23 protein-coding genes are annotated in these 24150 nt (G+C 73.3%); 4 read left to right on the top strand and 19 right to left on the bottom strand.

Annotation, left to right across the window (positions count from 1 at the left end):
• Positions 1-5: 5 nt before the first annotated feature.
• The 14 genes from RKE38_RS18985 to RKE38_RS18920 form a co-directional block, all read right to left on the bottom strand.
• Entirely contained in the window at positions 6-1460 is a 1455-nt protein-coding gene (locus RKE38_RS18985) for a glutamate synthase subunit beta (protein ID WP_316009039.1), read from the bottom strand.
• Positions 1453-5997, bottom strand: coding sequence for a glutamate synthase large subunit (gene gltB / locus RKE38_RS18980; protein ID WP_316009038.1), 4545 nt, complete (start codon positions 5995-5997; stop codon positions 1453-1455). Before gltB ends, RKE38_RS18985 begins: the two co-directional genes overlap by 8 nt.
• A 138-nt stretch (positions 5998-6135) precedes the next feature.
• Positions 6136-7077, bottom strand: coding sequence for a prolipoprotein diacylglyceryl transferase (gene lgt, locus RKE38_RS18975; RefSeq protein WP_316009037.1), 942 nt, complete (start codon positions 7075-7077; stop codon positions 6136-6138).
• Positions 7074-7838, bottom strand: coding sequence for a DsbA family protein (locus tag RKE38_RS18970; RefSeq protein WP_316009036.1), 765 nt, complete (start codon positions 7836-7838; stop codon positions 7074-7076). Before RKE38_RS18970 ends, lgt begins: the two co-directional genes overlap by 4 nt.
• Positions 7835-8356 (bottom strand): MauE/DoxX family redox-associated membrane protein, encoded by a 522-nt coding sequence (locus tag RKE38_RS18965; protein WP_316009035.1) that lies wholly within the window; start codon positions 8354-8356, stop codon positions 7835-7837. The genes RKE38_RS18970 and RKE38_RS18965 overlap by 4 nt, the downstream gene beginning before the upstream one ends.
• A 1-nt stretch (position 8357) precedes the next feature.
• Entirely contained in the window at positions 8358-9173 is an 816-nt protein-coding gene (trpA, locus tag RKE38_RS18960; RefSeq protein ID WP_316009034.1) for a tryptophan synthase subunit alpha, read from the bottom strand.
• The gene (gene trpB / locus RKE38_RS18955; RefSeq protein WP_316009033.1) at positions 9170-10441 is read right to left on the bottom strand and encodes a tryptophan synthase subunit beta; all 1272 of its coding nucleotides are present in this window, start codon (positions 10439-10441) and stop codon (positions 9170-9172) included. Before trpB ends, trpA begins: the two co-directional genes overlap by 4 nt.
• Positions 10442-10460: 19 nt before the next feature.
• Positions 10461-11252 (bottom strand): indole-3-glycerol phosphate synthase TrpC, encoded by a 792-nt coding sequence (gene trpC / locus RKE38_RS18950; protein ID WP_316009032.1) that lies wholly within the window; start codon positions 11250-11252, stop codon positions 10461-10463.
• Positions 11253-11289: 37 nt separating this feature from the next.
• Complete coding sequence (locus RKE38_RS18945) at positions 11290-11709, bottom strand: DUF2752 domain-containing protein (RefSeq protein WP_316009031.1); 420 nt, start codon at positions 11707-11709, stop codon at positions 11290-11292.
• A 4-nt stretch (positions 11710-11713) separates the two neighbouring features.
• The gene (locus tag RKE38_RS18940; protein ID WP_316009030.1) at positions 11714-11968 is read right to left on the bottom strand and encodes an HGxxPAAW family protein; all 255 of its coding nucleotides are present in this window, start codon (positions 11966-11968) and stop codon (positions 11714-11716) included.
• Between the two features lie 52 nt (positions 11969-12020).
• Positions 12021-12620: a Trp biosynthesis-associated membrane protein gene (locus RKE38_RS18935; protein WP_316009029.1), complete on the bottom strand. Its 600-nt coding sequence runs from the start codon at positions 12618-12620 to the stop codon at positions 12021-12023.
• The gene (locus RKE38_RS18930; RefSeq protein WP_316009028.1) at positions 12617-14176 is read right to left on the bottom strand and encodes an anthranilate synthase component I; all 1560 of its coding nucleotides are present in this window, start codon (positions 14174-14176) and stop codon (positions 12617-12619) included. Before RKE38_RS18930 ends, RKE38_RS18935 begins: the two co-directional genes overlap by 4 nt.
• Positions 14163-14531 (bottom strand): phosphoribosyl-AMP cyclohydrolase, encoded by a 369-nt coding sequence (gene hisI / locus RKE38_RS18925; protein WP_316009027.1) that lies wholly within the window; start codon positions 14529-14531, stop codon positions 14163-14165. The genes RKE38_RS18930 and hisI overlap by 14 nt, the downstream gene beginning before the upstream one ends.
• A gap of 62 nt (positions 14532-14593) precedes the next feature.
• Positions 14594-15352 (bottom strand): VOC family protein, encoded by a 759-nt coding sequence (locus tag RKE38_RS18920; RefSeq protein ID WP_316009026.1) that lies wholly within the window; start codon positions 15350-15352, stop codon positions 14594-14596.
• A gap of 116 nt (positions 15353-15468) precedes the next feature.
• Between RKE38_RS18920 and RKE38_RS18915 the strand changes: the two genes are divergently transcribed.
• Positions 15469-16287, top strand: coding sequence for an NAD(P)-dependent oxidoreductase (locus RKE38_RS18915; protein ID WP_316009025.1), 819 nt, complete (start codon positions 15469-15471; stop codon positions 16285-16287).
• Positions 16288-16317: 30 nt separating this feature from the next.
• On the opposite strand, the gene RKE38_RS18910 is transcribed toward RKE38_RS18915, so the two are convergent.
• Together RKE38_RS18910 and RKE38_RS18905 are read right to left on the bottom strand one after the other, a co-directional pair.
• The gene (locus tag RKE38_RS18910) at positions 16318-16716 is read right to left on the bottom strand and encodes a VOC family protein (RefSeq protein ID WP_316009024.1); all 399 of its coding nucleotides are present in this window, start codon (positions 16714-16716) and stop codon (positions 16318-16320) included.
• Positions 16717-16750: 34 nt separating this feature from the next.
• The gene (locus RKE38_RS18905) at positions 16751-17302 is read right to left on the bottom strand and encodes a putative immunity protein (RefSeq protein WP_316009023.1); all 552 of its coding nucleotides are present in this window, start codon (positions 17300-17302) and stop codon (positions 16751-16753) included.
• 111 nt (positions 17303-17413) lie between these two features.
• Here RKE38_RS18905 and RKE38_RS18900 point away from each other — a divergent pair, with 111 nt between their 5' ends.
• Positions 17414-18298: an alpha/beta hydrolase gene (locus RKE38_RS18900; RefSeq protein ID WP_316009022.1), complete on the top strand. Its 885-nt coding sequence runs from the start codon at positions 17414-17416 to the stop codon at positions 18296-18298.
• 40 nt (positions 18299-18338) lie between these two features.
• Here the strand turns inward: RKE38_RS18900 and RKE38_RS18895 are convergent, their stop codons facing one another.
• Positions 18339-18671 (bottom strand): hypothetical protein, encoded by a 333-nt coding sequence (locus tag RKE38_RS18895; protein ID WP_316009021.1) that lies wholly within the window; start codon positions 18669-18671, stop codon positions 18339-18341.
• A gap of 50 nt (positions 18672-18721) precedes the next feature.
• Entirely contained in the window at positions 18722-19369 is a 648-nt protein-coding gene (locus RKE38_RS18890; RefSeq protein WP_316009020.1) for a dihydrofolate reductase family protein, read from the bottom strand.
• 342 nt (positions 19370-19711) lie between these two features.
• Here RKE38_RS18890 and RKE38_RS18885 point away from each other — a divergent pair, with 342 nt between their 5' ends.
• Together RKE38_RS18885 and RKE38_RS18880 are read left to right on the top strand one after the other, a co-directional pair.
• A complete protein-coding gene (locus RKE38_RS18885; protein ID WP_410055486.1) occupies positions 19712-21910 on the top strand; it encodes a DEAD/DEAH box helicase in 2199 nt (732 codons plus the stop codon).
• A gap of 62 nt (positions 21911-21972) precedes the next feature.
• Entirely contained in the window at positions 21973-22479 is a 507-nt protein-coding gene (locus RKE38_RS18880; RefSeq protein ID WP_316009019.1) for a metallophosphoesterase, read from the top strand.
• Positions 22480-22500: 21 nt separating this feature from the next.
• On the opposite strand, the gene RKE38_RS18875 is transcribed toward RKE38_RS18880, so the two are convergent.
• Positions 22501-24051, bottom strand: a complete 1551-nt coding sequence (locus RKE38_RS18875) for an Hsp70 family protein (protein WP_316009018.1) — start codon at positions 24049-24051, stop codon at positions 22501-22503.
• Positions 24052-24150: the final 99 nt, after the last annotated feature.

The following is a 24150-nucleotide window of genomic DNA, read 5'->3' as shown; positions in this document are numbered from 1 at the left end:
GTCGCTCAGACGACGAGGGGGCGGTCGTTCGGGTTGATCGGCCGCGGCAGGGCGGTTGAACCGGTGAGGTACCGGTCGACCCCGGCAGCGGCGGACCGGCCCTCGGCGATCGCCCACACGATGAGCGACTGCCCGCGCCCGGCGTCACCGGCGACGAACACGCCCGGCACCGACGTCATGTAGTCCTTGTCGCGCTTGACGTTCGAGCGCTCGTCGAGCTCGACCTCGAGCTGCTCGACGACGCCCGGACCCTGCGGTCCGAGGAAGCCCATCGCCAGCAGGATCAGCTGCGCCGGGAGCACGCGCTCGGTGCCCTCGACCTCGACGAACCGGCCGTCCTGCATGGTGACGTCGACCAGGCGGATGCCGCTGACCTTGCCGTCCTCGCCGAGGATCTCCTTGGTGGAGGCGGCATACAGCCGCTCGCCACCCTCCTCGTGCGCGGAGGCGACGCGGAAGAGCATCGGGTAGGTCGGCCAGGGCTGGCCGGCCACCCGCTCCTCACCCGGCCGCGGCATGATCTCCAGGCTCGTGACCGACCGCGCACCCTGGCGGTGCGAGGTGCCGATGCAGTCTGCGCCGGTGTCGCCACCGCCGATGACGATGACGTCCTTGCCCTCGGCCGTGACCTGTCCCTCGACCTCCTCGCCGAGCGCGGCACGGTTCGCCGGCGGCAGGAAGTCCATGGCCTGCATGACGCCGTCGAGCTCGCGACCGGGCACCGGCAGGTCGCGCGGCACGGTGGCGCCGACGGCCAGGACGACGGCGTCGTACCGGTCGCGCAGCTGCTTGCCGGTGACGTCCTCGCCGACGTTGACACCGCTGCGGAAGCGGGTGCCCTCGGCCTCCATCTGGGCGATGCGCCGGTCGAGGACCGACTTCTCCATCTTGAACTCGGGGATGCCGTACCGCAGCAGGCCACCGGGCTTGTCCGCGCGCTCGAAGACCGCGACGGTGTGGCCGGCGCGGGTCAGCTGCTGGGCAGCGGCGAGACCGGCCGGGCCGGACCCGACGACCGCGACCGTCTTGCCGGAGAGCCGCTCGGGCGGCTGCGGCTGGACGTACCCGGAGTCGAAGGCACGCTCGATCGTCGTGACCTCGACCTGCTTGATCGTGACGGCCGGCTGGTTGATGCCGAGCACGCAGGCGGTCTCGCAGGGAGCCGGGCACAGGCGACCGGTGAACTCCGGGAAGTTGTTGGTCGCGTGCAGCCGCTCGATCGCCTCGCGCCAGTCACCACGCCATGCGAGGTCGTTCCACTCGGGGATGAGGTTGCCCAGCGGGCAGCCGCTGTGGCAGAACGGGATGCCGCAGTCCATGCAGCGACCGGCCTGGCGCTGGAGCTGGCCGAGCTCCTGCTCCTCGTAGACCTCCTTCCAGTCCTTGATGCGGACCGGGACGGGCCGACGGGCGGGCAGCTCGCGCTCACGGGTCTTCAGGAAGCCCTGGGGGTCAGCCACGGGAGGCCTCCATGATCCGCTCCCACACCTCGGGGCCGTTGACGTCGAGTCCTTCCGCCTCGGCGGCGGTGCGCACGTCCAGGACGCGCTGGTAGTCGCGGGGCAGCACCAGGCTGAACCTCTCCTTCGCGGTCTCCCACTCCTGCAGCAGGTGTGCCGCCACGGCCGACTCGGTCCAGTCGAGGTGGCGCTGCAGCAGGTCGCGGACGGTCGTCTCGTCGTCGGGGCGCAGTGGGCCGACGTCGACGAGCTCGGGGTTGACGCGGTCGCGGTCGAGGTCGAGGACGTACGCCACTCCCCCGGACATGCCGGCCGCGAAGTTGCGCCCGGTCGGGCCGAGCACGAGGACGGTCCCGCCGGTCATGTACTCGCAGCCGTGGTCGCCCACGCCCTCGACGACGGCGGTCGCGCCGGAGTTGCGGACGCAGAACCGCTCGCCGACCATCCCGCGCAGGAACAGCTCGCCGGTGGTGGCGCCGTAGCCGATGACGTTGCCGGCGATGACGTTCGCCTCGGCCTGCAGCGGCGCGCCCCGGTCGGGCCGGACGACGACACGTCCGCCCGACAGGCCCTTGCCGACGTAGTCGTTGGCGTCGCCCAGCAGGCGCAGGGTGACCCCGCGGGGCAGGAACGCGCCCAGGGACTGGCCGGCCGACCCGGTGAGGGTGAGGTCGATCGTGCCGTCGGGCAGCCCCTCGGGGTGGGCCTTGGTGACCTCGTGGCCGAGCAGGGTGCCGACGGTGCGGTTGACGTTGCGGACCGCGACCTCGCCGGTGACGGGCGTGCCGTCGGTGATCGCCTCGCGGGCGATCGCGATGAGGCTGTGGTCGAGCGCCTTCTCCAGCCCGTGGTCCTGGCCGGTCGTGTTGCGCCGGGCCGCGCCGTCGGGGCTCTGGACGTCGGCGAAGATCGGCGACAGGTCGAGCCCGGCGGCCTTCCAGTGGTTGACGGCCTTCGTGGCGTCGATGGCGCCCACCTGGCCGATGGCCTCCTCGAGGGTCCGGAAGCCCAGCGCGGCGAGGTGCTCGCGCACCTCCTCGGCGATGTACTCGAAGAACGTCTGCACGAACTCGGGCTTGCCGGAGAACCGGGCCCGCAGCTCGGGGTTCTGCGTGGCGATGCCGACGGGGCAGGTGTCGAGGTGGCAGACGCGCATCATGACGCAGCCGCTCACGACGAGCGGGGCCGTCGCGAAGCCGAACTCCTCGGCGCCGAGCAGCGCCGCGATGACGACGTCACGGCCGGTCTTGAGCTGGCCGTCGCACTGCACCACGATCCGGTCACGCAGGCTGTTGAGCACCAGCGTCTGCTGGGTCTCGGCGAGGCCGATCTCCCACGGGCCACCGGCGTGCTTGAGCGAGGTCAGCGGCGAGGCGCCGGTGCCGCCGTCGTGGCCGGAGATGAGCACGACGTCCGAGTGCGCCTTGGAGACACCGGCCGCGACCGTGCCGACACCGATCTCGGAGACCAGCTTGACGTGGATCCGCGCCTCGGGGTTGGCGTTCTTGAGGTCGTGGATGAGCTGGGCGAGGTCCTCGATCGAGTAGATGTCGTGGTGCGGGGGCGGGCTGATGAGCCCGACGCCCGGCGTCGAGTGCCGCGTCCTGGCCACCCACGGGTAGACCTTGTGGCCGGGCAGCTGTCCGCCCTCACCGGGCTTGGCACCCTGCGCCATCTTGATCTGGATGTCGCCGGACTTGGTGAGGTAGAGCGAGGTGACACCGAAGCGACCCGACGCGACCTGCTTGATCACCGAGCGCCGCTCGTCGTCGAGCAGCCGGTCGACGTCCTCGCCACCCTCACCGGTGTTCGAGCGGGCGCCCAGACGGTTCATCGCGACCGCGAGCGTCTCGTGCGCCTCCTGGCTGATCGAGCCGTACGACATCGCGCCGGTGGAGAACCGCTTGACGATCTCGCTGACCGGCTCGACCTCCTCGATCGGCACCGGGGGACGGTCGGGCGATGAGGTGAACTCGAACAGGCCGCGCAGCGTCATCAGCCGCTCGGACTGCTCGTCCACGCGCTGGGTGTACTGCTTGAACACGTCGTACCGGCGCTGCCGGGTCGAGTGCTGCAGCCGGAAGACGGTCTCGGGGTCGAACAGGTGCGGCTCGCCCTCGCGGCGCCACTGGTACTCGCCACCGACGGTGAGCTTGCGGTGCGGGAGGCGGACGCCGTCCGGCGGGTATGCCGCGGCGTGCCGCGCCGCCGTCTCCGCGGCGACGACGTCGAGGCCGATGCCGCCGAGCTGGGACACGGTGCCGGTGAAGTAGCGGTCGACGAGCTCCTGGGACAGGCCGATGGCCTCGAACACCTGGGCGCCGCGGTAGGACGCCACGGTCGAGATGCCCATCTTGGACATCACCTTCAGGACGCCCTTGCCGAGCGCCTTGATGAGGTTCGCGACGGCCTTGTCCGGGGTGACGCCGGTGATGTGGCCGGAGCGGACGAGGTCCTCGACCGACTCCATCGCCAGGTAGGGGTTGACCGCCGCGGCGCCGTACCCGATGAGCAGGGCGACGTGGTGCACCTCGCGCACGTCACCGGCCTCGACGACGAGCCCGACCAGGGTGCGGGTCTTCTCGCGGATCAGGTGGTGGTGGACGGCCGAGGTGAGCAGCAGCGACGGGATGGGCGCCAGGTCGCGGCCGGAGTCGCGGTCGGACAGCACGATGAACCGGGTGCCCTCGGCGATGGCCTGCGACACCTCGGCGAAGATCTCCTCCAGCCGCGCCTCGAGCGCCGCCGCACCGCCGGAGACGTCGTACAGGCCGCGCACCACGTGGGTGGCGTAGCCGGGCAGGTCACCGTCGGCGTTGATGTGGACGATCTTGGCCAGGGCGTCGTTGTCGATCACCGGGAACGGCAGGACGACCTGGCGCGCGTGCGCCGGCGTGGCGGTCAGGGCGTTGCCCTCAGGACCGATGACCGTCCCGAGCGAGGTGACGAGCTCCTCGCGGATGGCATCCAGCGGCGGGTTCGTCACCTGCGCGAACAGCTGCGTGAAGTAGTCGAAGATCAGCCGCGGGCGGTCGGACAGGACGGCGATGGGCGTGTCGGTGCCCATCGAGCCCAGCGCCTCGGCGCCGCTGCGGGCCATCGGCGACAGGAGGACCTTGAGCTCCTCCTGGGTGTAGCCGAAGGTCTGCTGGCGCCGGGCGACCGAGGCGGCCGTGTGCACGATGTGCTCGCGCTCGGGCAGGTCGTCGAGGTGGATCAGGCCCGCGTGCAGCCACTCCTCGTAGGGCTGCTGCGCCGCGAGGGAGGACTTGATCTCCTCGTCGGACACGATCCGGCCGTGCTCGGTGTCGACGAGGAACATCCGGCCCGGCTGCAGCCGGCCCTTGCGGACCACCCGGCTGGGGTCGAGGTCGAGCACGCCGGCCTCGGAGGCGAGCACGACCAGGCCGTCGTCGGTGACCGAGTAGCGACCGGGGCGCAGGCCGTTGCGGTCGAGCACGGCTCCGATGAGCGAGCCGTCCGTGAACGTCACCGCGGCGGGCCCGTCCCACGGCTCCATGAAGGTGGAGTGGAACTCGTAGAAGGCCCGTCGGGCCGGGTCCATCTCCTCGTGGTTCTCCCACGCCTCGGGGATCATCATGAGGACTGCGTGCGGCAGCGAACGGCCGCCGAGGTGCAGCAGCTCGAGGACCTCGTCGAAGGACGCGGAGTCCGACGCACCGGGGGTGCAGATCGGGAACAGCCGGTCGAGGTCGCCGGGGATGACGTCGGAGACGAGCTGGCTCTCGCGGGCGCGCATCCAGTTGCGGTTGCCCTTGACCGTGTTGATCTCGCCGTTGTGGGCGATCAGGCGGTACGGGTGGGCCAGCGGCCACGACGGGAAGGTGTTGGTGGAGAACCGGGAGTGCACCAGCGCCAGCTGGGTCTCGAACCGGCGGTCGGACAGGTCGGGGAAGAACGGCTCGAGCTGCCCGGTCGTGAGCATGCCCTTGTAGACGATGGTCCGGCACGACAGCGACGGGAAGTAGACCTCGGTCTCGCGCTCGGCCCGCTTGCGCAGGCAGAAGGCGAGCCGGTCCAGGCCGAGTCCGACCATGCGCCCGACGGCGGCGCTGACGAACAGCTGCCGGAAGTGCGGCATGCAGTCGCGCGCGACCTGGCCGACGAGCTCCGCGGAGATCGGCACGTCGCGCCAGCCGAGGACGTTGAGGCCCTCCTCGCGGGCGATCTGCTCGATCCGCTCGACGGCAGCGGCGCGCTCGGCCTCGTCCTGGGGCAGGAAGGCGGTGCCCACGGCATACGCCCCGCCGACCGGGAGGTCGAAGTCGACGACGGCCCGGAAGAAGGCGTCCGGGACCTGCGTGAGGATGCCGGCCCCGTCGCCCACGAGCGGGTCGGCGCCGGTGGCGCCCCGGTGCTCGAGGTTGCGCAGGGCGGTCAGGGCGTGGTCGACGATGTCGTGACCTGCACTGCCCCGCATCGTCGCCACGAGCGCGACGCCACAGGCGTCGTGCTCGAACTCACGGCGGTAGAGCCCGGTGTCGGCGGGCTGGGCGGAGAAGCGCGTGTCGGACACGGGCGGGTCACCGTCCTCGGGGGTCGTAGGGCGTGTGCACAACCCTCGCAAGGGCGCACGGGGCACGCGCGTGGACGGCCTTGGCCACGGCGCAAGCAGGATAGCCCGCGTGCTCGCCGTTCCGCTATGTGAGCCGTCTCATTCCGTATGGTGAGACGTCACGCTGGGTTCCGGAGCCTGCGGAGCGCCGTGGGCGTCCCGGTCCGGCAGGGCGACCGGGCGGTCCCGGTTGGCCCAGACGATCGCCAGGCCGAGCAGGAAGACGAGGATGCTCGTCCACACGTTGACGCGCTGGCCCAGGATCCTGTGGGCCTCGTCGGAGCGCATCAGCTCGACGACGATGCGCCCGAGGGGATACCCCGCGACGTAGAGGCCGAAGAGCTGGCCCCGGCGCAGGCGGAACCGGCGGTCGACGAGCACGAGCACGAGCGCGAGGACGAGGCAGAAGAGGGACTCGTAGAGGAAGGTCGGGTGGAAGTACCCGAGGACGGTGCTCGAGCTGCCGGGACAGGTCGTGGCGTGCCCGGCCGCCTGGTCCCAGCAGTGGATCTCCAGCTTCCACGGGACGTCGGTGCGCCGGCCGTAGAGCTCGTTGTTGAACCAGTTGCCCCACCGGCCGAGGGCCTGCGCCACGGCGACCCCGGGCACGGCGGCGTCGGCGAAGTCCATCAGCGGGACGCCGTGGCGCCGGGCGCCGATCCAGGCGCCCAGCGTGCCGAGCGCGATCGCGCCCCAGATGCCGAGGCCGCCCTGCCAGATGAAGAACGCGTGGAGGGGGTGGCCGCCCTCGCCGAAGTAGGGGTCGGGCGTGGTGATGACGTGGTAGAGGCGTCCCCCGACAATGCCGAACGGGACCGCCCAGGCCGAGATGTCGACGGCCATCTCGACCGCGTGGCCGCGGTCGCGCAGGCGGCGACCGGTGAGCCACACCGCAACCGCGATCCCGGCCAGGATGCAGAGGGCGTAGGCGCGGATCGGGATCGGCCCGAGGTGCCAGACCCCCGACGTGGGGCTCGGGATGCTGGCCGGGAGTCCCGCCGACACGGCCGGCGCCAGGGCGGCCACCAGTGCCGTCGTCACTTGGTCGCGGCCTTCACCTTGTCGGCGAACGCCTGCTGGGTCAGGCCGGTCAGGTCGAGCGTCTGGCCGTTCAGCTTGACCGTGGGGGTGCCGTTGACGCCGTCCTTCTCGGACTGCGTCTGCACCGACTCCACCCACTGGTTGTGCGTCTTGTCGGCGTAGCACTTCTCCCACGTCGTCATGGCCGCGCCAGTGATGCCGGCCTTGGTCGCGAAGTCCTTGAGGGCCGCGTCGCTGTAGCCCGCACCCTCCTGCGTCGGCTGCCCCTGGAAGGTCGCGGCGTGGTACTGCAGGAACTTGTCGTCGTCGGCCGCGCAGGCTGCGGCGTTGGCAGCACGGTTGGAGGAGTCGTTGCTGAGGTTGTTGTCCAGGAACGACAGCGGGTGCGCGATGAGCTTGACCTGGTTCGCCTGGACCATGTCCTTGATCTGCAGGCCGAAGATCTCCTCGAAGCGGGCGCACACCGGGCACTGGAAGTCCTCGTAGAGGTCCAGGGTCGGGACGCTCGCCGGGGCGCCGGGGTTCACGACGATGCCGGCGCCCATCGCGGCGACGTTCTTCGGCAGGGCCGAGCCGCCGGCGGTGGTCGCGGCCTTCTTGTCCGAGCTGCCGAGCGTGATGGCCGTGACGACGCCCGCCACCACGAGGAGCACGACCACCACGGCGACGACGACCTTGGCCGTGCTGTTGCTGCTCGGCGCGGCGGCGGCCGCCTTCTCCTTGCGACTGGCTGCCTTGCGGTCGGCCGTGGACTTGCTCATGCCGGGTGTCCTTCTCGGTCGAGGGTCTCGTCGGGGCGGGCCACGGCGGCGGGGTGCGGGAACAGCCAGCCGTCGAGCGCGAGGGCCGTCCGGGGGCGGACGGCCAGCCACGCCGCGCAGGCCAGCAGCCCGATGTCGCGCGCGATCTCCTGGGGGTACTGCGTCTGGGAGGCTCCGATGGTTCCCCCCTTGCCGAAACAGCCGCAGTCGATGGACAGGCCACGCGCCCACGCCGAGGAGATCCCAGCGATGAAGACGACCATGAGGATCCCGCCCACCACGGCCGAGCCACGCGTCAGCAGGCCCACGACGAGCAGCAGTCCCACGGCGATCTCGAGCACCGGCAGGGCGTACCCGACGTAGCCGGCCACGTCGTACGGCAGCAGCTGGTAGGCGCGAACCGACCGGGCCGAGGTCTCGAGGTGGCCGACCTTGAGCCCCCCGGCGACGACCAGCACCACGCCGAGGACCACACGGGCCACGAGCCCCACCCAGTCGCGCCACGTGCGGGTCGTCATCTCAGCGCCCGCTCCGCACGCCTTCGGCGAGCTCGCCGACCAGGGACCGGAGGGCCTCGATGCCGGACTGCTCGTCGGGTGCGTCCGTGAGGCACCGCACGAGGGCGGAGCCCACGATGACACCGTCCGCGTATGCCGCGACCTCCGCCGCCTGCGCGCCGCCGGAGACACCGAGGCCGACGCACACCGGCTTGTCCGTGACGGCCTTGGTCCGCTCCACGACGACCCGGGCAGCGTCCCCCATGGCCGTGCGGGCACCGGTGACGCCCATGTGCGACACGGCGTAGACGAAGCCACGGCACTGGTCGGTGACCGCCGCGATGCGCTCGGGGGTGGAGCTGGGGGCGACCAGGAAGACGCGGTCGAGCCCCGTCTCGTCGCTGGCGGCGATCCACTCGCCGGCCTCGTCCGGGATGAGGTCGGGGGTGATCATGCCGGCGCCGCCGGCGGCCGCGAGGTCCTGGGCGAAGCGCCGGGGGCCGTGCTTGAGCACGAGGTTCCAGTACGACATGACCAGCGGGGGCGCCCCGGCGTCGCGCACCGCGCGGGTCGCGGTGAAGACGTCGCGGACGTGGACCCCGTGCTTGAGGGCCTGGTCGGCGGCATACGCGATGGTGGGCCCGTCCATGAGCGGGTCGCTGTAGGGGATGCCCACCTCGACGATGTCGACGCCGGCCTCGACCATCGCCACCATCGCGGCGACCGAGCCCTCGACCGACGGGAAGCCGACGGGCAGGTAGCCGACGAGGGCTGCGCGGTTCTCCTCGCGGCAGCGGGCCAGGACCCCGCCCACCCCGATGTCGGTGGTCGTGCTCACAGCTGGGTCCTCCCGTCGCCCTCGGCGCGCGGCTCGTCGGCCGTGCCGCTCGGGACCGCGTCGCCGTCGATGAGGCCGAAGTACTCCGCGGCCGTGTGCATGTCCTTGTCGCCGCGGCCCGAGAGGTTGACGAGCAGCACGGCGTCGGGGCCGAGCTCGCGGCCGACCTCGATCGCCCCGGCGAGGGCGTGGGCGGACTCGATCGCCGGGATGATGCCCTCGGTGCGGCAGAGCAGCTCGAACGCGCGCATCGCCTGCTCGTCGGTGGCGTAGCGGTACTCCGCGCGGCCGGTGTCGCGCAGGTAGGCGTGCTCGGGACCCACGCTGGGGTAGTCGAGCCCGGCCGAGATCGAGTGCGACTCCAGCGTCTGGCCGTCGTCGTCCTGCATGAGGTAGCTGAACGTCCCGTGCAGCACCCCGGGCGAGCTCGCGGCGAACCGGGCAGCGTGGCGCCCGCCCTCGATGCCCTCTCCCCCGGCCTCGATGCCGATCAGGCGCACGTCGGCGTCGTCGAGGAACCGGTGGAAGATGCCCATGGCGTTCGAGCCGCCGCCGACGCAGGCAAGCACGGCGTCGGGCAGCCGGCCCACGCTGTCGAGCACCTGCGCCCGCGCCTCGACGCCGATGATGCGGTGGAAGTCGCGGACCATCTCCGGGAACGGGTGGGGACCCGTGACGGTGCCCAGGATGTAGTGGGTGTGACCGACGTTGGTCACCCAGTCGCGCATCGCCTCGTTGATGGCGTCCTTGAGGGTGGCGCTGCCGGTGTCGACCGCGTGCACCTCGGCCCCGAGCATCCGCATGCGGGCGACGTTGAGCGCCTGCCGCTCGGTGTCGACCTTGCCCATGTAGATGACGCACTCGAGCCCCATGAGCGCCGCAGCCGTGGCCGTGGCGACGCCGTGCTGGCCGGCACCGGTCTCGGCGATGACGCGGGTCTTCCCCATGCGCATGGTGAGCAGGGCCTGGGCCAGGACGTTGTTGATCTTGTGCGAGCCGGTGTGGTTGAGGTCCTCGCGCTTGAGGATGACCCGGGCACCGCCGGCGTGCTCGGCGAACCGGGGCACCTCGGTGATGATGCTCGGGCGACCGGTGTACGTGCGGTGCAGCCGCTCGAGCTCGCCGAGGAACCCGGGGTCGACCATCGCCTTGCGACGGGCCTCGTCGAGCTCCTCCAGCGCGGGGATGAGCGCCTCGGGGACGTAGCGGCCGCCGAAGTCGCCGAAGCGGCCCGGCCGCAGCACGGGGTGGGGTCTGAGGTCCGTCACGAGGTCTCCTCCGTCGCGGTCACGCCGGCGCGCCGGCGGTGATGATGTCGTGCGCGGCCCGGCGGGGGTCGGCGCCGCGGACCAGCGCCTCGCCGACGAGGACGGCGTCAGCCCCCTCGGCTGCGTAGCGGGCCGCGTCCTGCGGGCCGGAGACGCCGGACTCCGCGACCCGGACGACGCCGTCCGGGACGAGGCCGGCGAGGCGGCCGAACGTGTCGGGGTCGACGTCCAGGGTCTTGAGGTTGCGGGCGTTGACCCCCACGACGGTGGCGCCGGCGTCGAGCGCGCGACGGGTCTCGTCCTCGTCGTGGACCTCCACGAGGGCGGTCATGCCGAGCTCGCGCGCCAGGGCGTGCATGCGCACCAGGTCGGCCTGCGGCAGTGCCGCCACGATGAGCAGGATGATGTCGGCGCCGTGCGCGCGGGCCTCGAACAGCTGGTAGTCCTCGACCATGAAGTCCTTGCGCAGCACGGGGATCCCCACGGCGGCTCGGACGGCGTCGAGGTCGGCCAGCGACCCGCCGAAACGGCGCTGCTCGGTCAGCACGCTCACCGCCGTGGCCCCACCCGCCTCGTAGTCGGCGGCCAGGGCGGCCGGGTCGGCGATGGTGGCCAGCTCGCCCTTGCTCGGGCTGGACCGCTTGACCTCCGCGATGAGCGACAGGCCGGGACGGCGCAGGGCCGACTCGGCGTCGAGGGCGGCGGGGACGTCGGAGGCGAGACGCTCGACGACGTCCCGAGGGGTCGCTGCCACGCGTGCCGCGAGGTCCTCGCGCACGCCGGCGACGATCGCATCGAGGACGGTGGCCATGGACGACAGGCTAACCAGCGGGGCTGGGCGGACGGCGTCAGGGTCGCAGAACGGACAGGGCGGGCAGCAGGCGCAGCACCCCGAAGGCGAGCAGGCCGAGGGCCCAGACCGGACCGGCCACGGACAGCCGCGCGGCCCAGGCCGGCCGGCGACCGCGGGCGGCTGCTGCCAGCCACGAGACGTACGCCACGGCGACGAGGACCGCGGTGCCCACGGCATACGCGTTGCTGGACAGCGCCGCGCCCACGTTCCCGGTGAGCAGGTCGTGCGTCGCGCGCAGGCCGCCGCACGCCGGGCACGGCACCCCGGTGACCAGCAGGAACGGGCACACACCCCACGAGCCGGGCTGGTGCGGGTCGCGCAGGAGCAGTGCCGCCGCGAGTGCCGCTCCCCCGGCGCCCACCAGCAACGGGGCCCGCACGCCGGCGGGCGCCACGCTGCCGGTGGCGACGCTCACGGTGTCAGTGGATGCCGAGCTCGGGCTTGGTGGTGTCGGGCGAGTCGGGACCGACGACGGTCTTGGCGCCGTAGCCGGCCATGGAGAGGACCTTGCCCGCGACGGCGCCGACGAGGCAGATCACGATGCCCACGACGAACAGCGCGACGTTGGCGATGGCGACGGCCACGGACGCCAGGGCGCTCCCGACGAGGATGACGCCCACCCCGGTCCAGGCGGCGATGCTGTGGCCGTGGTCTTCGTGGGCTTCTTCTGCCATGGGGCTCGGGCTCCTGGAGGTCGTGGTGCTGCTGGGTACTGGTGCCATTGTGTCAGGTGGTCCGGGTGTCGTCGCGCACCGTCGGGTCCTCGCCGGCGTCCAGACGGTCCCAGTCGGTGCCCACGCGCTGGCCGCGGGGCCCTGCCGTGGTGGTCGGCGTCTCGTACCGGGCGCCGAGCCCGCGCCAGCCCGGTGCGCCGACCCACCCGCCGACGGCGGCCACGAGGAGCAGGACGCAGGCCACCAGGTCGACCCACGGCCACGCCGTCGCGCTCGAGTGGGTCTCGAGGGTGCCCGTGCGACCGGCACTGCGGGCGGCCACGGACCCCAGCGCCCCGGACGGGTCGAACGCGACCCGGGCCACGACGTACCCCTCGGCGACGGCCGCCAGCGCGACCACCGCGAGGGTGACCCGCCGCAGGACCGGTCCGCTCGTCGTGCTGGCGACCGCTGCCGCGAGGGCGACCAGCGCCAGGGCGACGACGCCGGAGGCGACCTCGGTGCCGGTGGCGTCGATCCGGCTGGCGCCGAGCACGGCGTCGTCGACGGTGCCGGAGACCCACGTGCGGCCGCCGCTGGCGAGCAGCACCAGCGAGGAGGCGAGGGCCAGCAGGACGACGAAGAGCTTGCCCGTCGGGCGCAGCCGCCTCACCGGACGGTCCGCAGGGCCGAGGCGGTGGCGACGGCACGCAGGGCGGCAGCCGCCTTGTTGACCGTCTCCTCGTACTCCGTCGTCGGCACCGAGTCGGCGACGATGCCGGCCCCGGCCTGGACGTGCGCGGTGCCGTCCTTGACGAGGGCGGTCCGGATCGCGATGGCCATGTCGAGGTCTCCGTGGAAGTCGAGGTAGCCGACGACGCCGCCGTAGACGCCGCGCCGGCTGGGTTCGTAGTGCTCGATGAGGCTGAGCGCGCGCGGCTTGGGTGCGCCCGACAGCGTGCCCGCCGGGAACGTCGCCCGCAGGACGTCGTATGCCGTGCAGCCCGGGCGGATGTCGCCCACCACCGTGGACTCCAGGTGGGTCACGTGCGAGTAGCGGCGGACGTTCATGAACTCGACGACGTCGACCGTCCCCGGCTCGCACACGCGCTGCAGGTCGTTGCGCCCGAGGTCGACGAGCATGACGTGCTCGGACCGCTCCTTGGGGTCGGCGAGCAGGTCCTCGGCCAGCGCGAGGTCCTCCTCGGGCGTCTTGCCGCGGGGCCGCGACCCGGCGATCGGGTGCGTGATCGCGCGGCGGCCGGTGACCTTGACCAGCGCCTCCGGCGAGGACCCGACGACGTCGTAGGAGCCGCCGTCGGGGTGCGGCAGGCGCAGCAGGTACATGTACGGGCTGGGGTTCGCGGTCCGCAGCGCCCGGTAGACGTCCAGGGCGTCGGCCGGGCAGGGGGTCGAGAACCGCTGGGAGAGGACGACCTGGAACACCTCGCCGGCGCGGATGTCCTCCTTGGCGTCCTGCACCATCTGCTCGAAGTCCGACTGGGTGGTGTTGCTCGTGACGCCCTGCCGGGCGCGGTCGAAGGCGTCCGGGTCGACGGTGGCGACCGTGGACGGGGCCGCTGCGGCCAGGTCGGCGGTCATCGCGTCGAGCCGGGCGACCGCGTCGGCCCACGCCTGCTCGACCCGCTCGTCGGTGGCGTCGTAGTTGACGGCGTTCGCCACGAGCAGCAGCGACCCGTCGGCGTGGTCGAGCACGGCCAGGTCGGTGGCGAGCATCATCGCCAGCTCCGGCACGTCGAGGACGTCGGGGTTGGTGTCGGGGACCCGCTCCCAGCGGCGGACCGCGTCGTACGTGATGGCGCCGACCATGCCGCCGGTCAGCGGCGGCAGGCCCTCGACCGGCTCGGTGGCGAGCGCCGCGACGGTGTCGCGCAGCGCCTCCAGCGGGTTGCCGCCGGTGGGCACGCCGACCGGGGGCTCGCCCAGCCAGAGGGCCTCGCCGCCGCGCTCGGTCAGCGTGGCACGGCTGGCTGCCCCCACTATCGAGTAGCGCGACCAGACTCCCCCGTGCTCCGCCGACTCCAGCAGGAACGTGCCCGGGCGGTCCTGGGCGAGCTTGCGGTACACCCCGACCGGCGTCTCGGCATCGGCCATGAGACGGCGCACCACCGGGATGACCCGGCGGTCCTGGGCGAGCACCGAGAAGGTGTCCAGGCTCGGCCAGGTCGCACCGAAGGCGAGGTCCGGGCTGACGTCACTCACCGGCATACGGCCTCGCCCCGAGGTCACCCTCGTCGAAGCAGGTGCGCGCGCCGGTGTGGCAGGCGGCGCCGACCTGGTCGACCCGCACGAGCAGCGCGTCGCCGTCGCAGTCGAGCGCCACCGACTGGACCCGCTGGTGGTGGCCGCTCGTGTCGCCCTTGCGCCAGTACTCCTCGCGGCTGCGCGACCAGAACGTCACGCGGCCCTCGGTGAGGGTCCGGCGCAGCGCCTCGTCGTCCATCCAGCCCAGCATGAGCACCTCGCCGGTGTCGTGCTGCTGGACGACCGCGGCGACCAGGCCGTGGGCGTCGCGCTTGAGGCGGTCGGCGATGGCGGGGTCGAGGGCGGCAGGGGAGGTCACCCCGCCATTGTGCCGGGTCGGGCGGTGGCCCCCGACGCCGCACCGCGGTCCGGACCGGCCCCCTACTGCAGCGCCGACGCGACGACGAGGGTGAGCTCGTTGCCGTCGGGGTCGGCGAGGACCCTGCGACCGTCGGGCCCGGGCTCGGCGCGCAGGACTGTCGCACCCAGGGAGACGAGGCGGTCGACCGCTGCGGTGAGCTCGTCGTCGGGGGCGACCAGCTCGAGGTGCTGGCGGTTGCGGCCGACCTTGGGCTCGACGGGCGGCCCGCCCCAGGAGATGTTGGTGCTGCCGCCGGGGGGCCGGATGGAGGTCTCCTCGTCCTGGTCCCACACCAGCGGCCAGCCGAGGGCCTCGCTCCAGAACTGCCCGACCGCGCGCGTCCCGTCGCACGTCACCTCGGCGAGGAAGCCGCACTCGGCGAGGAACCGGTTGCCGGGCTCGAGGACGCACAGCTCGTTCCCCTCGGGGTCCTGCAGGACCACGTGCCCCTCCTCGGGCAGCTGGCCGACGTCGAGGTGACGCGCCCCGAGCTCGACGGCCCGTGCCACCGTCGCGTCCTGGTCCTCGACCGAGGCACTCGTGAGGTGCAGGTGCAACCGGTCGCGGACCACCCTGGGTCCCCGCGCGGGCTCGAACCGCAGCCGGAAGCCCGTCGGCTCGGTCGGGACCAGCTCCACGGCGTCGCCGGCCGTGCGCTCTCGCGCCGGCCCGTCGCCCGGACTTCGGGCGCGGTCCCAGCCGAGCAGCGCCCCCCAGAAGCGTCCCAGGCCGGCCGGGTCCTCGGCGTCGAAGCACAGCGCGCGCAGCTCGGTCCCCACGGTGGTCCCCTCTCGTCGGAACGGCCGGCGGTGCGGCGCCGACCCGTCCGACGACGCTAGGTGGCGCCGCCCGCCCGGGCAACGAGTTTTGCCGTCCGTGGGTAGCGTGGCGACACATGCGCGTGTGGGTGAGCGGTTCGGAGGGCAGGCTGGGCGCCGAGGTGTGCCGGCAGCTGCTGGCCGCCGGCCACGAGGTGGTCGGGGCGGACGTCGCCGGGTCGCCCTCGGCCCGGGTGGACCTCCTCGACCCCGGGGCCGTGGCCCGCTCGGTGGCCGGCTGCGACGCGGTCGTGCACTGCGCCGGCATACCGAGCCCCGAGGACGTCGACCCCACGGACCTCGTGCGCACCAACACCCTGACGACGTTCACCGCGCTCGAGCAGGCCTGGACCGCCGGGGTCCGCACGGCCGTCCTCGCCTCGAGCGGCGCCATCTACGGCACCGCGTTCTCGCCCGAGCCGCTCGCCCAGCCGTACGTCCCGGTCGACGAGGACAGCCCGCTGCAGTACCTCGACCCGTACGCGCTCACCAAGGACCTGCTCGAGCGGATCGGGCAGATGTACGCGCGGCGCGGCATGACCGTGACGGCCCTGCGGTTCCACTGGATCCTGTCGCGACAGGAGGTGCGCGACCTCGTCGACGCCGTCCCCGAGCAGGAGGGCGCACGCAACCTGTGGGGTTACGTCGACCTCGCGGACGCGGCCCGTGCCTGCCTGCTCGCCCTGGACCCCCGGCCGGAGCACTCCGGGTACGAGGCGGTGCTCGTCGCCTCGGACGAGACGCGCGTGGTCCGGCCGGTCGAGGAGCTGCTGCGCGAGCACTTCCCCGACACCGAGCTCCGGGCGCCGCTGACCGGCACGGCTGGTGCGTTCGACTGCTCGAGGGCCGAGCGCGTGCTCGGGTGGCGCCCCACCTCGCGCTGGCGTGACGGCTGAGCGGGAGGCGGCCCGGGGCCGACCCGCGGCCTAGCCGGTGGGCGGCTTCTCGGCGATGAGCTGGACGAGGTTGCCGCACGTGTCGTCGAGGACCGCGACCACGGCCGGCCCGATGTCGGTCGGCGGCTGGGTGAACTGCACCCCCAGCGCGAGGAGCCGCTCGTGCTCGGCGGCCACGTCGTCGACCGCGAACTGGATCGCCGGTATGCCGTCGGCGGCGAGCGCCGCGCGGTAGGGCCCGACGGCGGGGTGGCCCGACGGCTCGAGCAGCAGCTGCGGACCGTCGGGGTCCTCCTGCGACACCACCGTGAGCCAGGAGTCGTCGCCGAGCGGGATGTCGTGGTGCACGCTGAAGCCGAGCTTCGAGGTGTAGAAGTCGAGCGCGGCCCGCTGGTCGTCGACGTAGATGCTGGTCAGTCGGATCCTCATGGCGTGTCCTCCCGGTCGCGAATGGTGGCTCTGCTCAGTCGTCGAAGACGTTCCAGCAGATCGGGCTGCGGGCGCGCTGGTCGTCCAGGACGAGGTCGCGGACGGCGTCCGGCAGCCGGTCGCGCTGCCACTGCCGCTCCGCGGCGGCCGCCACGTCACCGGCATCCGTGTCGCCGGCATCCTTGTCGCCGGCAGCCTTGTCCCCCTGCGCTGCCGCCCGGGCGGCCCTGATCGCGTAGGCCGCCGCGCCGAGGTCGTGCGCGGCGACGTGCGCCACGGCCACTGCCTGGCCCGCGGACAGGGCTGCGAAACGTGCGGCGTCCGGCAGGCCGCGGCCCGCGGCGTTCGCCTGGAACGCCATGTCGTGCGCCACCGTCATCCGCACCTCGCCACGGATCCACGCCCGGCCCGTCTCGATGGCCTCGCGCGGGCGCCCGTCCTGGCTCTCCCGCTCGAACAGCGGCAGCACGTGCTCGGCGCACTGCAGGGCCCACTCGGCCAGGAGGTGGTGGTGCTCGTCGGTGAGCGTCCCTCCCCGGCGGATGGTGATGAGCCGCGGGTCGCGCTCCTTGGGCAGGATCGGCACGCTGCCTTCCTACCACCGACCCGGGACGGCGTCGGGCCGTCGAGCTGCGCGGGCGGCCACCCGACGCCCACCGGGCGGGCGCCACGTCCCGGCCTCTGGTTGGCTCGGGGCATGTTCTTCGAGGGGTTCGAGGAGTGGGAGCGCGAGCTCGCGACGGGGGTCCGGCTGCACGGCCGCTCCGGGGGCGAGGGGCCTGCCGTGGTCCTGCTGCACGGTCACCCGCGTGCCCACACCACTTGGCACCGCGTGGCACCGGTGCTGGCCGCCGCCGGCTTCACGGTCATCTGCCCGGACCTTCGGGGCTACGGCCGCTCGGCCAAGCCCGAGCCGGACGCGGACCACGAGGTGTATGCCGACCGGGCCATGGCCGCCGACGTCGTCGCCCTCGCGCAGGTGCTGGGCCACGACGGGTTCGCCGTGGTGGGCCACGACCGGGGCCAGGGCGTGGCCTACCGCTGCGCGCTGGACCATCCGGGGCACGTGCGGGCCCTCGGGGTGCTCGACGGCGTCCCGATGGCGGAGGCCGTCGAGCGGGCGGACGCCAGGTTCGCGACGGAGTGGTGGCACTGGTTCTTCTTCGCCGGCTCCCCGCACGCCGAACGGGTCATCACCGCCGACCCCGACGCCTGGTACGGCCTCGACCCGGCGAAGGAGGAGGCGATGGGGGCGGAGAGCTTCGCCTACGTGTCCGCGGCGCTGCACGACCCGGCGACGGTGCGGGCCATGCTCGAGGACTACCGGGCGGGCCTGTCCGTCGACGCCGCCCACGACCGGGCCGACCGCGAGCGCGGGCACCGTATTGCCTGCCCGACGCTCGTCGCCTGGTCGGTGCACGACGACATGGAGCACCTCTACGGCGACCCGGCCGAGATCTGGCGGGACTGGGTCGACGCCCCGGTGGAGACCGCCCGCATCGACAGCGGGCACCACATGGCCGAGGAGAACCCCGACCAGCTCGCGGGGGTACTGGCCGACTTCCTGGCGCGACACCTCTGAGAACCGCAGCAGGGGCTGCCGTCCCGCCCGCTCGAATCGTTCAGAGCTGCAGGATCCGGGTCGAGACCTCGTATGCCGCGGCGACACCCTTCGGGTCGTGCAGTCCGGCGGGCTCGTCGAGGGCTGCGCGGGTGCGCCGGCGCACAGCCGCACCGGGGTCCACGGAGACGAGGTCCTCACAGAGCCCCGCGACGACGACGTGGGCGTCGTGCTCGTCCAGCCCCTCCACCGCCAGGCCGTTGTAGAGCAGCGTCGCCGCCTCCTCGAAGACCTCGCGCGCCATCTCGAGGTCGACGTCAGGGCGTTCACGCGCGACCCGCTCGGCGGTGGCCAGCAGCTGGTCGAACGGCGGCTCGAACTGGGGCGACGGCATACCCGCCAGCGTCGCAACCTCGGCAGCGCTGCGGCAACCGGATTGGGCCGTCAGGCACCCTCGGCGCCGCTCTCCCTCCGCGTGAAGGTCAGGTGGGTCACGCCGCTGGGTGAGGAGACGGTCTCGACGGCATACCCCTCCTCGATGCCCTCGAGGCCGTCCCACAGGCGCACGCCGCGCCCGAGGACGATCGGGACCTGGACGAGGTGCACGTGGTCGACGAGCCCGGCCGCGAGGAAGTCACGGGCCACGGTGGGGCCGCCGCCGATCCGCACGTCGAGGTCGCCGGCGGCCTCGCGCGCCACGGCGAGGGCCTCAGCGGGGGTCGCGTCGAGGAAGTGGAACGTGGTCCCGCCCTCCATCTCCATGGGCGGGCGGGGGCGGTGGGTCAGGACGAAGGTCGGCGTGTGGAACGGCGGGTTGTCGCCCCACCAGCCGCGCCAGTCCGCGTCGTCCTGCCAGCCGGGCGGCCCGAACTTGTTGGCGCCCATGATCTCGGCGCCGATCCCGTGCTCGTGCCGCTGGGCCATGGCGTTGTCGACCCCGTCGCTGCCGGCCGGATCCCAGAAGCGGGTGGCCATCATCCACTGGTGCAGGCGCATGCCGGCGTGGCCGAACGGCGCCTCGAGGGACTGCGGCTCCCCCGTGGCGAAGCCGTCGAGCGAGATCGAGAGGTTCTGGATCCGGGTGAGGGACATGGGGCACGCTCCTGCCTGGGTGGTGGCGCCAGTCTGCCGCGGGGTGACGACATCGTCTGCAGGGTTGACCTGCGAGGGCGCCGGACCTCATCGGTCGGGCAGGTGGCGCGCCGATCGGCCGGTCGGGTACCCCTCGACCGGCCCGACCGCGTACGCTGGGACCTGCGTCCCGCCGCTCGGCGTGGGCGCGCTTCCAGCGACACGGGTCCAGCCCCTCCCCTGCCGCGCGGCCGCACCGGTCCGGTGCGTCGTGCCGTCGGCGGGCAGGCGAGCCGCCCCACGCTCGGTGCCCCGGCACCGTCCTCGGCCCGTGCCGCGTCCGACCCAGGAGAAGGAACCCGCTTGGCACAGCGAGCTCCGCGCCGTTCCGGCGCGTCGCGTCCCACGTCCCGCGAGGGGCGGCGTCCGCGCGCCCGGGACGAGGAGGGCATCCTCCCCGTCCTGGCCAAGGCCGTCCGCCAGGTCGAGGCCGCGGCGCAGCGCGGCCCGGTGCGCCCCGGCGCGCGCACGGCGTACCAGGTGGTCGCCCTGCTCGTGCGCGAGGAGCGCGCGCGGGTCAAGACCGATCCGGAGGTCTCCGAGGCGGAGCGCTCCGCCGTCCTGACCCGGCTCGACGGGATCGCCACGATCCTGGCGAAGACCGCGGCCCGCGACACGTCCCTGCTGGCGCTGCTGGCCGAGGACGCCACCGTCTCCTCCGCCGCCCTCAGCCTCAAGGAGGACATGCTCCGCGCGGCCGGCCGGGAGGTCGAGCCCGAGGAGGAGCCCGAGCCCGACGAGACCGCGGCGGCGCCTGCCGCCCCCCAGCGGATCGTGCCGCCGACCGTCATCGCCCGCCAGCTCGCCAACCCGTTCCTGGCGCCGGACTACTCCGCCGTCCCCCCGCGCCCCACGACCAACCGCCTGGGTGGCTGGGAGCTGCTGACGCCGCTGTTCCGTGCGTTCGAGAGCGGCGGGGACGCGACCTGTATGCCGTTGCCGGAGGACCCGGACCTGCCGATGGGCATGCGCGGGCTGCACCTCATGCGCCACCAGGCCCAGCTCGTGGCGGCCGCCGCTGAGGGCCACCGGACCTTCCTGCTGGCCGACGAGCCCGGCCTGGGCAAGACCGCGCAGGCGCTGCTGGCCGCAGAGGCCGCCGACGCCTTCCCGCTGCTGGTCGCCGTGCCGAACGTCGTCAAGGCCAACTGGGCGCGCGAGGCCGAGCTGTGGACCCCGCGCCGCACCTCGACGGTCGTGCACGGCAACGGCGAGACGGTCGACGGCTTCGCCGACATCGTCATCGTCAACTACGAGATCCTCGACCGGCACGTCGGCTGGCTCGGCGAGCACGGCTTCCAGGGCATGGTCGTCGACGAGGCCCACTTCATCAAGAACAAGACCTCGCAGCGCTCGCGGCACGTCCTCGAGCTGTCCGAACGCATCCGGTCGCGCCGCCTCAACCCGCTGCTCATGGCGCTCACCGGGACGCCGCTCATCAACGACATCGAGGACTTCCGCGCCATCTGGCAGTTCCTCGGGTGGATCGACGACACCAAGCCGCGGATGACGCTGATGGCCGCCCTCGAGGAGAACGGCCTCACCCCGGCCGACCACGGCTTCTACAAGGCCGCCCGCACCAGCGTCATCGACCTCGGCATCGTCCGCCGTCGCAAGGTCGACGTGGCTGCGGACATCCCGTCCCGCCGGATCGCCGACCTCCCGGTCGAGCTCGACGACGAGGCAGGGCGCTCCATCCGCGCCGCCGAGCAGGAGCTGGCGCGGCGGCTGGTGGCGCGGTACGAGTCCGCGCTCGCGACGCGCAAGGTGTCGGTCGTCGTCGACGGCATCGACCACGACCTGGTCCGCCGGGTCGCCGAGTGGGAGCGCGAGGACGGCGGGTCGGACAAGACCGGCGACAACGTCTTCACCGTCATGCGCCGCATCGGCCAGGCCAAGGCCGGGCTCGCGGCCGACTACGCGGCCCAGCTGGCGCGCAACGTCGGCAAGGTCGTGTTCTTCGCCAAGCACATCGACGTCATGGACGAGGCGGAGCAGACCTTCGCGCGGCGCGGGATCGGGTACTCCTCGATCCGCGGCGACCAGACGCCGAAGGCCCGCAAGGTGGCCATCGACGCGTTCCTGACCGACCCCGAGGTCTCGGTCGTGGTCTGCTCGCTCACCGCGGCGGGCGTCGGCCTCAACCTCCAGGTCGCCTCGAACGTCGTCCTCGCCGAGCTCTCGTGGACCTCGGCCGAGCAGACCCAGGCGATCGACCGCGTGCACCGGATCGGCCAGACCGAGCCGGTCACCGCGTGGCGGATCATCGCGGCCCAGACGATCGACCCGCGCATCGCCCAGCTCATCGACGACAAGGCGGGGCTCGCCGCGCGCGCCCTCGATGGGTCGGACGAGGAGGTCGGCTCGTCCGCGGACGTCCAGCTCGAGGCCCTGGTCACCCTGCTGACCAAGGCGCTGGAGAAGCGGCAGGCCGCGGCTCCGGCGACCGAGGTCCCCGCTGCCGCCGACGTCCTCGAGGTCCCTGAGGTCACCGAGGCCTGACCGGCGGGCACCCGGCATACCCCCCGACACTCCCCCGGCACCCCCGCCACTCCCACGCACCCATGACGACACGCCTGCTGCTGGTCGCCGACACACACCTGCCGAAGCGCGCCAGGGACCTGCCCGAGGAAGTCTGGCGAGCCGTCGACGGGGCCGACCTCGTCCTGCACGCCGGCGACTGGGTCGACGTGGCCCTCCTCGACGCGCTGGAGTCCCGGGCCCGGCGCCTGGTCGGGGTGGCGGGCAACAACGACCACGGGGTGCTGCGGGATCGGCTCCCCGAGCTGGCGACCGTGGACGTCGAGGGGCTGCGGTTCGGCGTCGTGCACGAGACGGGACCCGCGACGGGGCGCGAGGCACGGTGCGAGGCGGACCACCCCGACCTCGACGTCCTCGTCTTCGGGCACAGCCACATCCCCTGGGACACGACCACACAGCGGGGCCTGCGGCTGCTCAACCCCGGCTCCCCCACCGACCGGCGGCGGCAGCCCTCGTGCACGTACATGACCGCGGTGGTGCAGGACGGGGTCCTGGGAGCGGTCGCCCTGCACGAGCTGCCGCGCCGCTGACCGGGCGCAGGCACGCAGCGGTCAGGCCCGCAGGACCTGCTCCTGCCGGTACCCGGTCGTCAGGTCGGTGATGGTCACGGCCACGATGCCGGCCGCGTCGACGGTGTAGCGCTCCTCCACGGTGGGGCCGCTCCCGAGGCGCTCGATCGCGATGCCGTCCGGCAGCCGCTCGCCGTCGCGCTGCAGCGCCGGGTCGAACGGGAACACGACCTCGCCCACGGGCGCCAGGTCACCCCTCGGCTCGCCCTGGTCGTCCACCGAGGAGTACTCCACGAAGCGGAACCACCCGATGTTGTGCGCCGCCTGGTACCTCCGGGTCACGACCACCGGCTCGGACGAGGCGTCGGCGCCCACCGACGGCGCGGTCGCGAGCGAGCGGTCCAGCACCGGGTCGAAGGAGACCCCCGCCCCGGCCTCGCGCTCCCGGAAGACGCCGAACCCGCGCGAGAGGCGGTCCTGCAGCGAGAAGCCGGCCGACCGGTCGGCCGCGATGGCGAGGCCGACCGCGGACGACGCGCTGGGCAGCGGCGCCCGGTGCACCCGGCGCCCGAACCGCTCGCGCAGCAGCCTCGGCACCAGGGGAAGACCGCTCGCGCCGCCGACGAGGTAGATGCCGGCGACGCCCTCGAGCCCCATCGGGTCGTCGCCGGGTGGGAGGGTGGCCACGAGCGGCTCCATGGCCGCCACCGACTGCTCGACCAGGGGCGTGACGGCGGCGTAGTAGTCGGCGACGTCGACGCTGACCAGCTGCGGTTCCGTCCCCGGCACCTCCAGGGGCACCCGCCGCGACTGGGGCGTCAGCCGCTCCTTGGCCTCGCGGCACTGGTCGACGAGGGCCGCCCAGTCGCCCGCGGCCAGGTCGTCGCGGCGGGCCCCGGCGGCCCTCAGCGCCAGGTCGGCGAGCGCCTCGTCGAAGTCGTCACCGCCCAGGCGGTTCACGCCGCGCGAGTCGAGGACCTCGTGGGTCGTCCCGTCGAGCTGGACGAGGGAGGTGTCGAAGGTGCCACCGCCGAGGTCGTAGACCACGACGATGTTGCGCCGCGAGGTGATCGACCGGGCCTGCCGGTGGGCGAACTCGAGGCTGGCCGCCGACGGCTCGTTGACCATGCCGGCCACGGTGAATCCGGCCCGGCGGCAGGCCTCGAGGGTGAGGAAGCGCTGGGCGCTGTGGGCCTGCGCGGGCACGCCCAGCACGACCCGGACGTCCTCGCCGGCGCCCGGCACCCGATCCACGCTGGATGCCTCCTGCAGGGCCCGGCGCAGGGAGGCGAAGAAGCCGGTCAGGACCTCGAGCAACGGGACGTCCCGGCCACCGACATCGAGGGTGGCCCCGGGCGCCGTGCCGGGCTCTGCCAGGGCGCGCTTGAACGAGCGCACCACCGGGGTGCCCCGCCGCCCCGCCTCCAGCGCCTCGAAGCCGAACACGAGCCCGTCCCTGTCGAGGGCTGCGACCGACGGGAAGTGGTCGTGGGCGTCCCCGTCGGCGTCGAGGAACGACACGACCGGGTAGTTGCCCCGGTCCGCGTGCGCGACGACCGTGTGCGTGGTGCCGAAGTCCAGCCCGAGATCCATGCCCGCAAGGCTAGGTGCACCCCGGGTCCCGAGCGCGACCCGCGTCCGAGGAGTAGGAAGGACCGCGAGGCCGAGCAGGGGACGCCGGGCACAGGAGAG

The organism is Phycicoccus sp. M110.8 (assembly GCF_032464895.1).
In the GTDB taxonomy this organism is placed as follows: Bacteria; Actinomycetota; Actinomycetes; order Actinomycetales; family Dermatophilaceae; genus Pedococcus.
Note: the sequence above shows the minus strand (reverse complement) of the source record. Positions and strands in the feature narration are given on the sequence as shown.

Excerpts from the sequence above, each read along its gene's own strand:
- RKE38_RS18970 (WP_316009036.1), bottom strand. The coding sequence starts at position 7,838 with ATGAGCAAGTCCACGGCCGACCGCAAGGCAGCCAGTCGCAAGGAGAAG.
- RKE38_RS18890 (WP_316009020.1), bottom strand. The coding sequence starts at position 19,369 with ATGTCCCTCACCCGGATCCAGAACCTCTCGATCTCGCTCGACGGCTTC.
- RKE38_RS18965 (WP_316009035.1), bottom strand. The coding sequence starts at position 8,356 with ATGACGACCCGCACGTGGCGCGACTGGGTGGGGCTCGTGGCCCGTGTG.
- RKE38_RS18940 (WP_316009030.1), bottom strand. The coding sequence starts at position 11,968 with ATGGCAGAAGAAGCCCACGAAGACCACGGCCACAGCATCGCCGCCTGG.
- RKE38_RS18910 (WP_316009024.1), bottom strand. The coding sequence starts at position 16,716 with ATGAGGATCCGACTGACCAGCATCTACGTCGACGACCAGCGGGCCGCG.
- RKE38_RS18880 (WP_316009019.1), top strand. The coding sequence starts at position 21,973 with ATGACGACACGCCTGCTGCTGGTCGCCGACACACACCTGCCGAAGCGC.
- RKE38_RS18915 (WP_316009025.1), top strand. The coding sequence starts at position 15,469 with ATGCGCGTGTGGGTGAGCGGTTCGGAGGGCAGGCTGGGCGCCGAGGTG.
- RKE38_RS18930 (WP_316009028.1), bottom strand. The coding sequence starts at position 14,176 with ATGCCGGTGAGTGACGTCAGCCCGGACCTCGCCTTCGGTGCGACCTGG.
- RKE38_RS18900 (WP_316009022.1), top strand. The coding sequence starts at position 17,414 with ATGTTCTTCGAGGGGTTCGAGGAGTGGGAGCGCGAGCTCGCGACGGGG.
- RKE38_RS18875 (WP_316009018.1), bottom strand. The coding sequence starts at position 24,051 with ATGGATCTCGGGCTGGACTTCGGCACCACGCACACGGTCGTCGCGCAC.
- trpC (WP_316009032.1), bottom strand. The coding sequence starts at position 11,252 with ATGGCCACCGTCCTCGATGCGATCGTCGCCGGCGTGCGCGAGGACCTC.
- RKE38_RS18895 (WP_316009021.1), bottom strand. The coding sequence starts at position 18,671 with ATGCCGTCGCCCCAGTTCGAGCCGCCGTTCGACCAGCTGCTGGCCACC.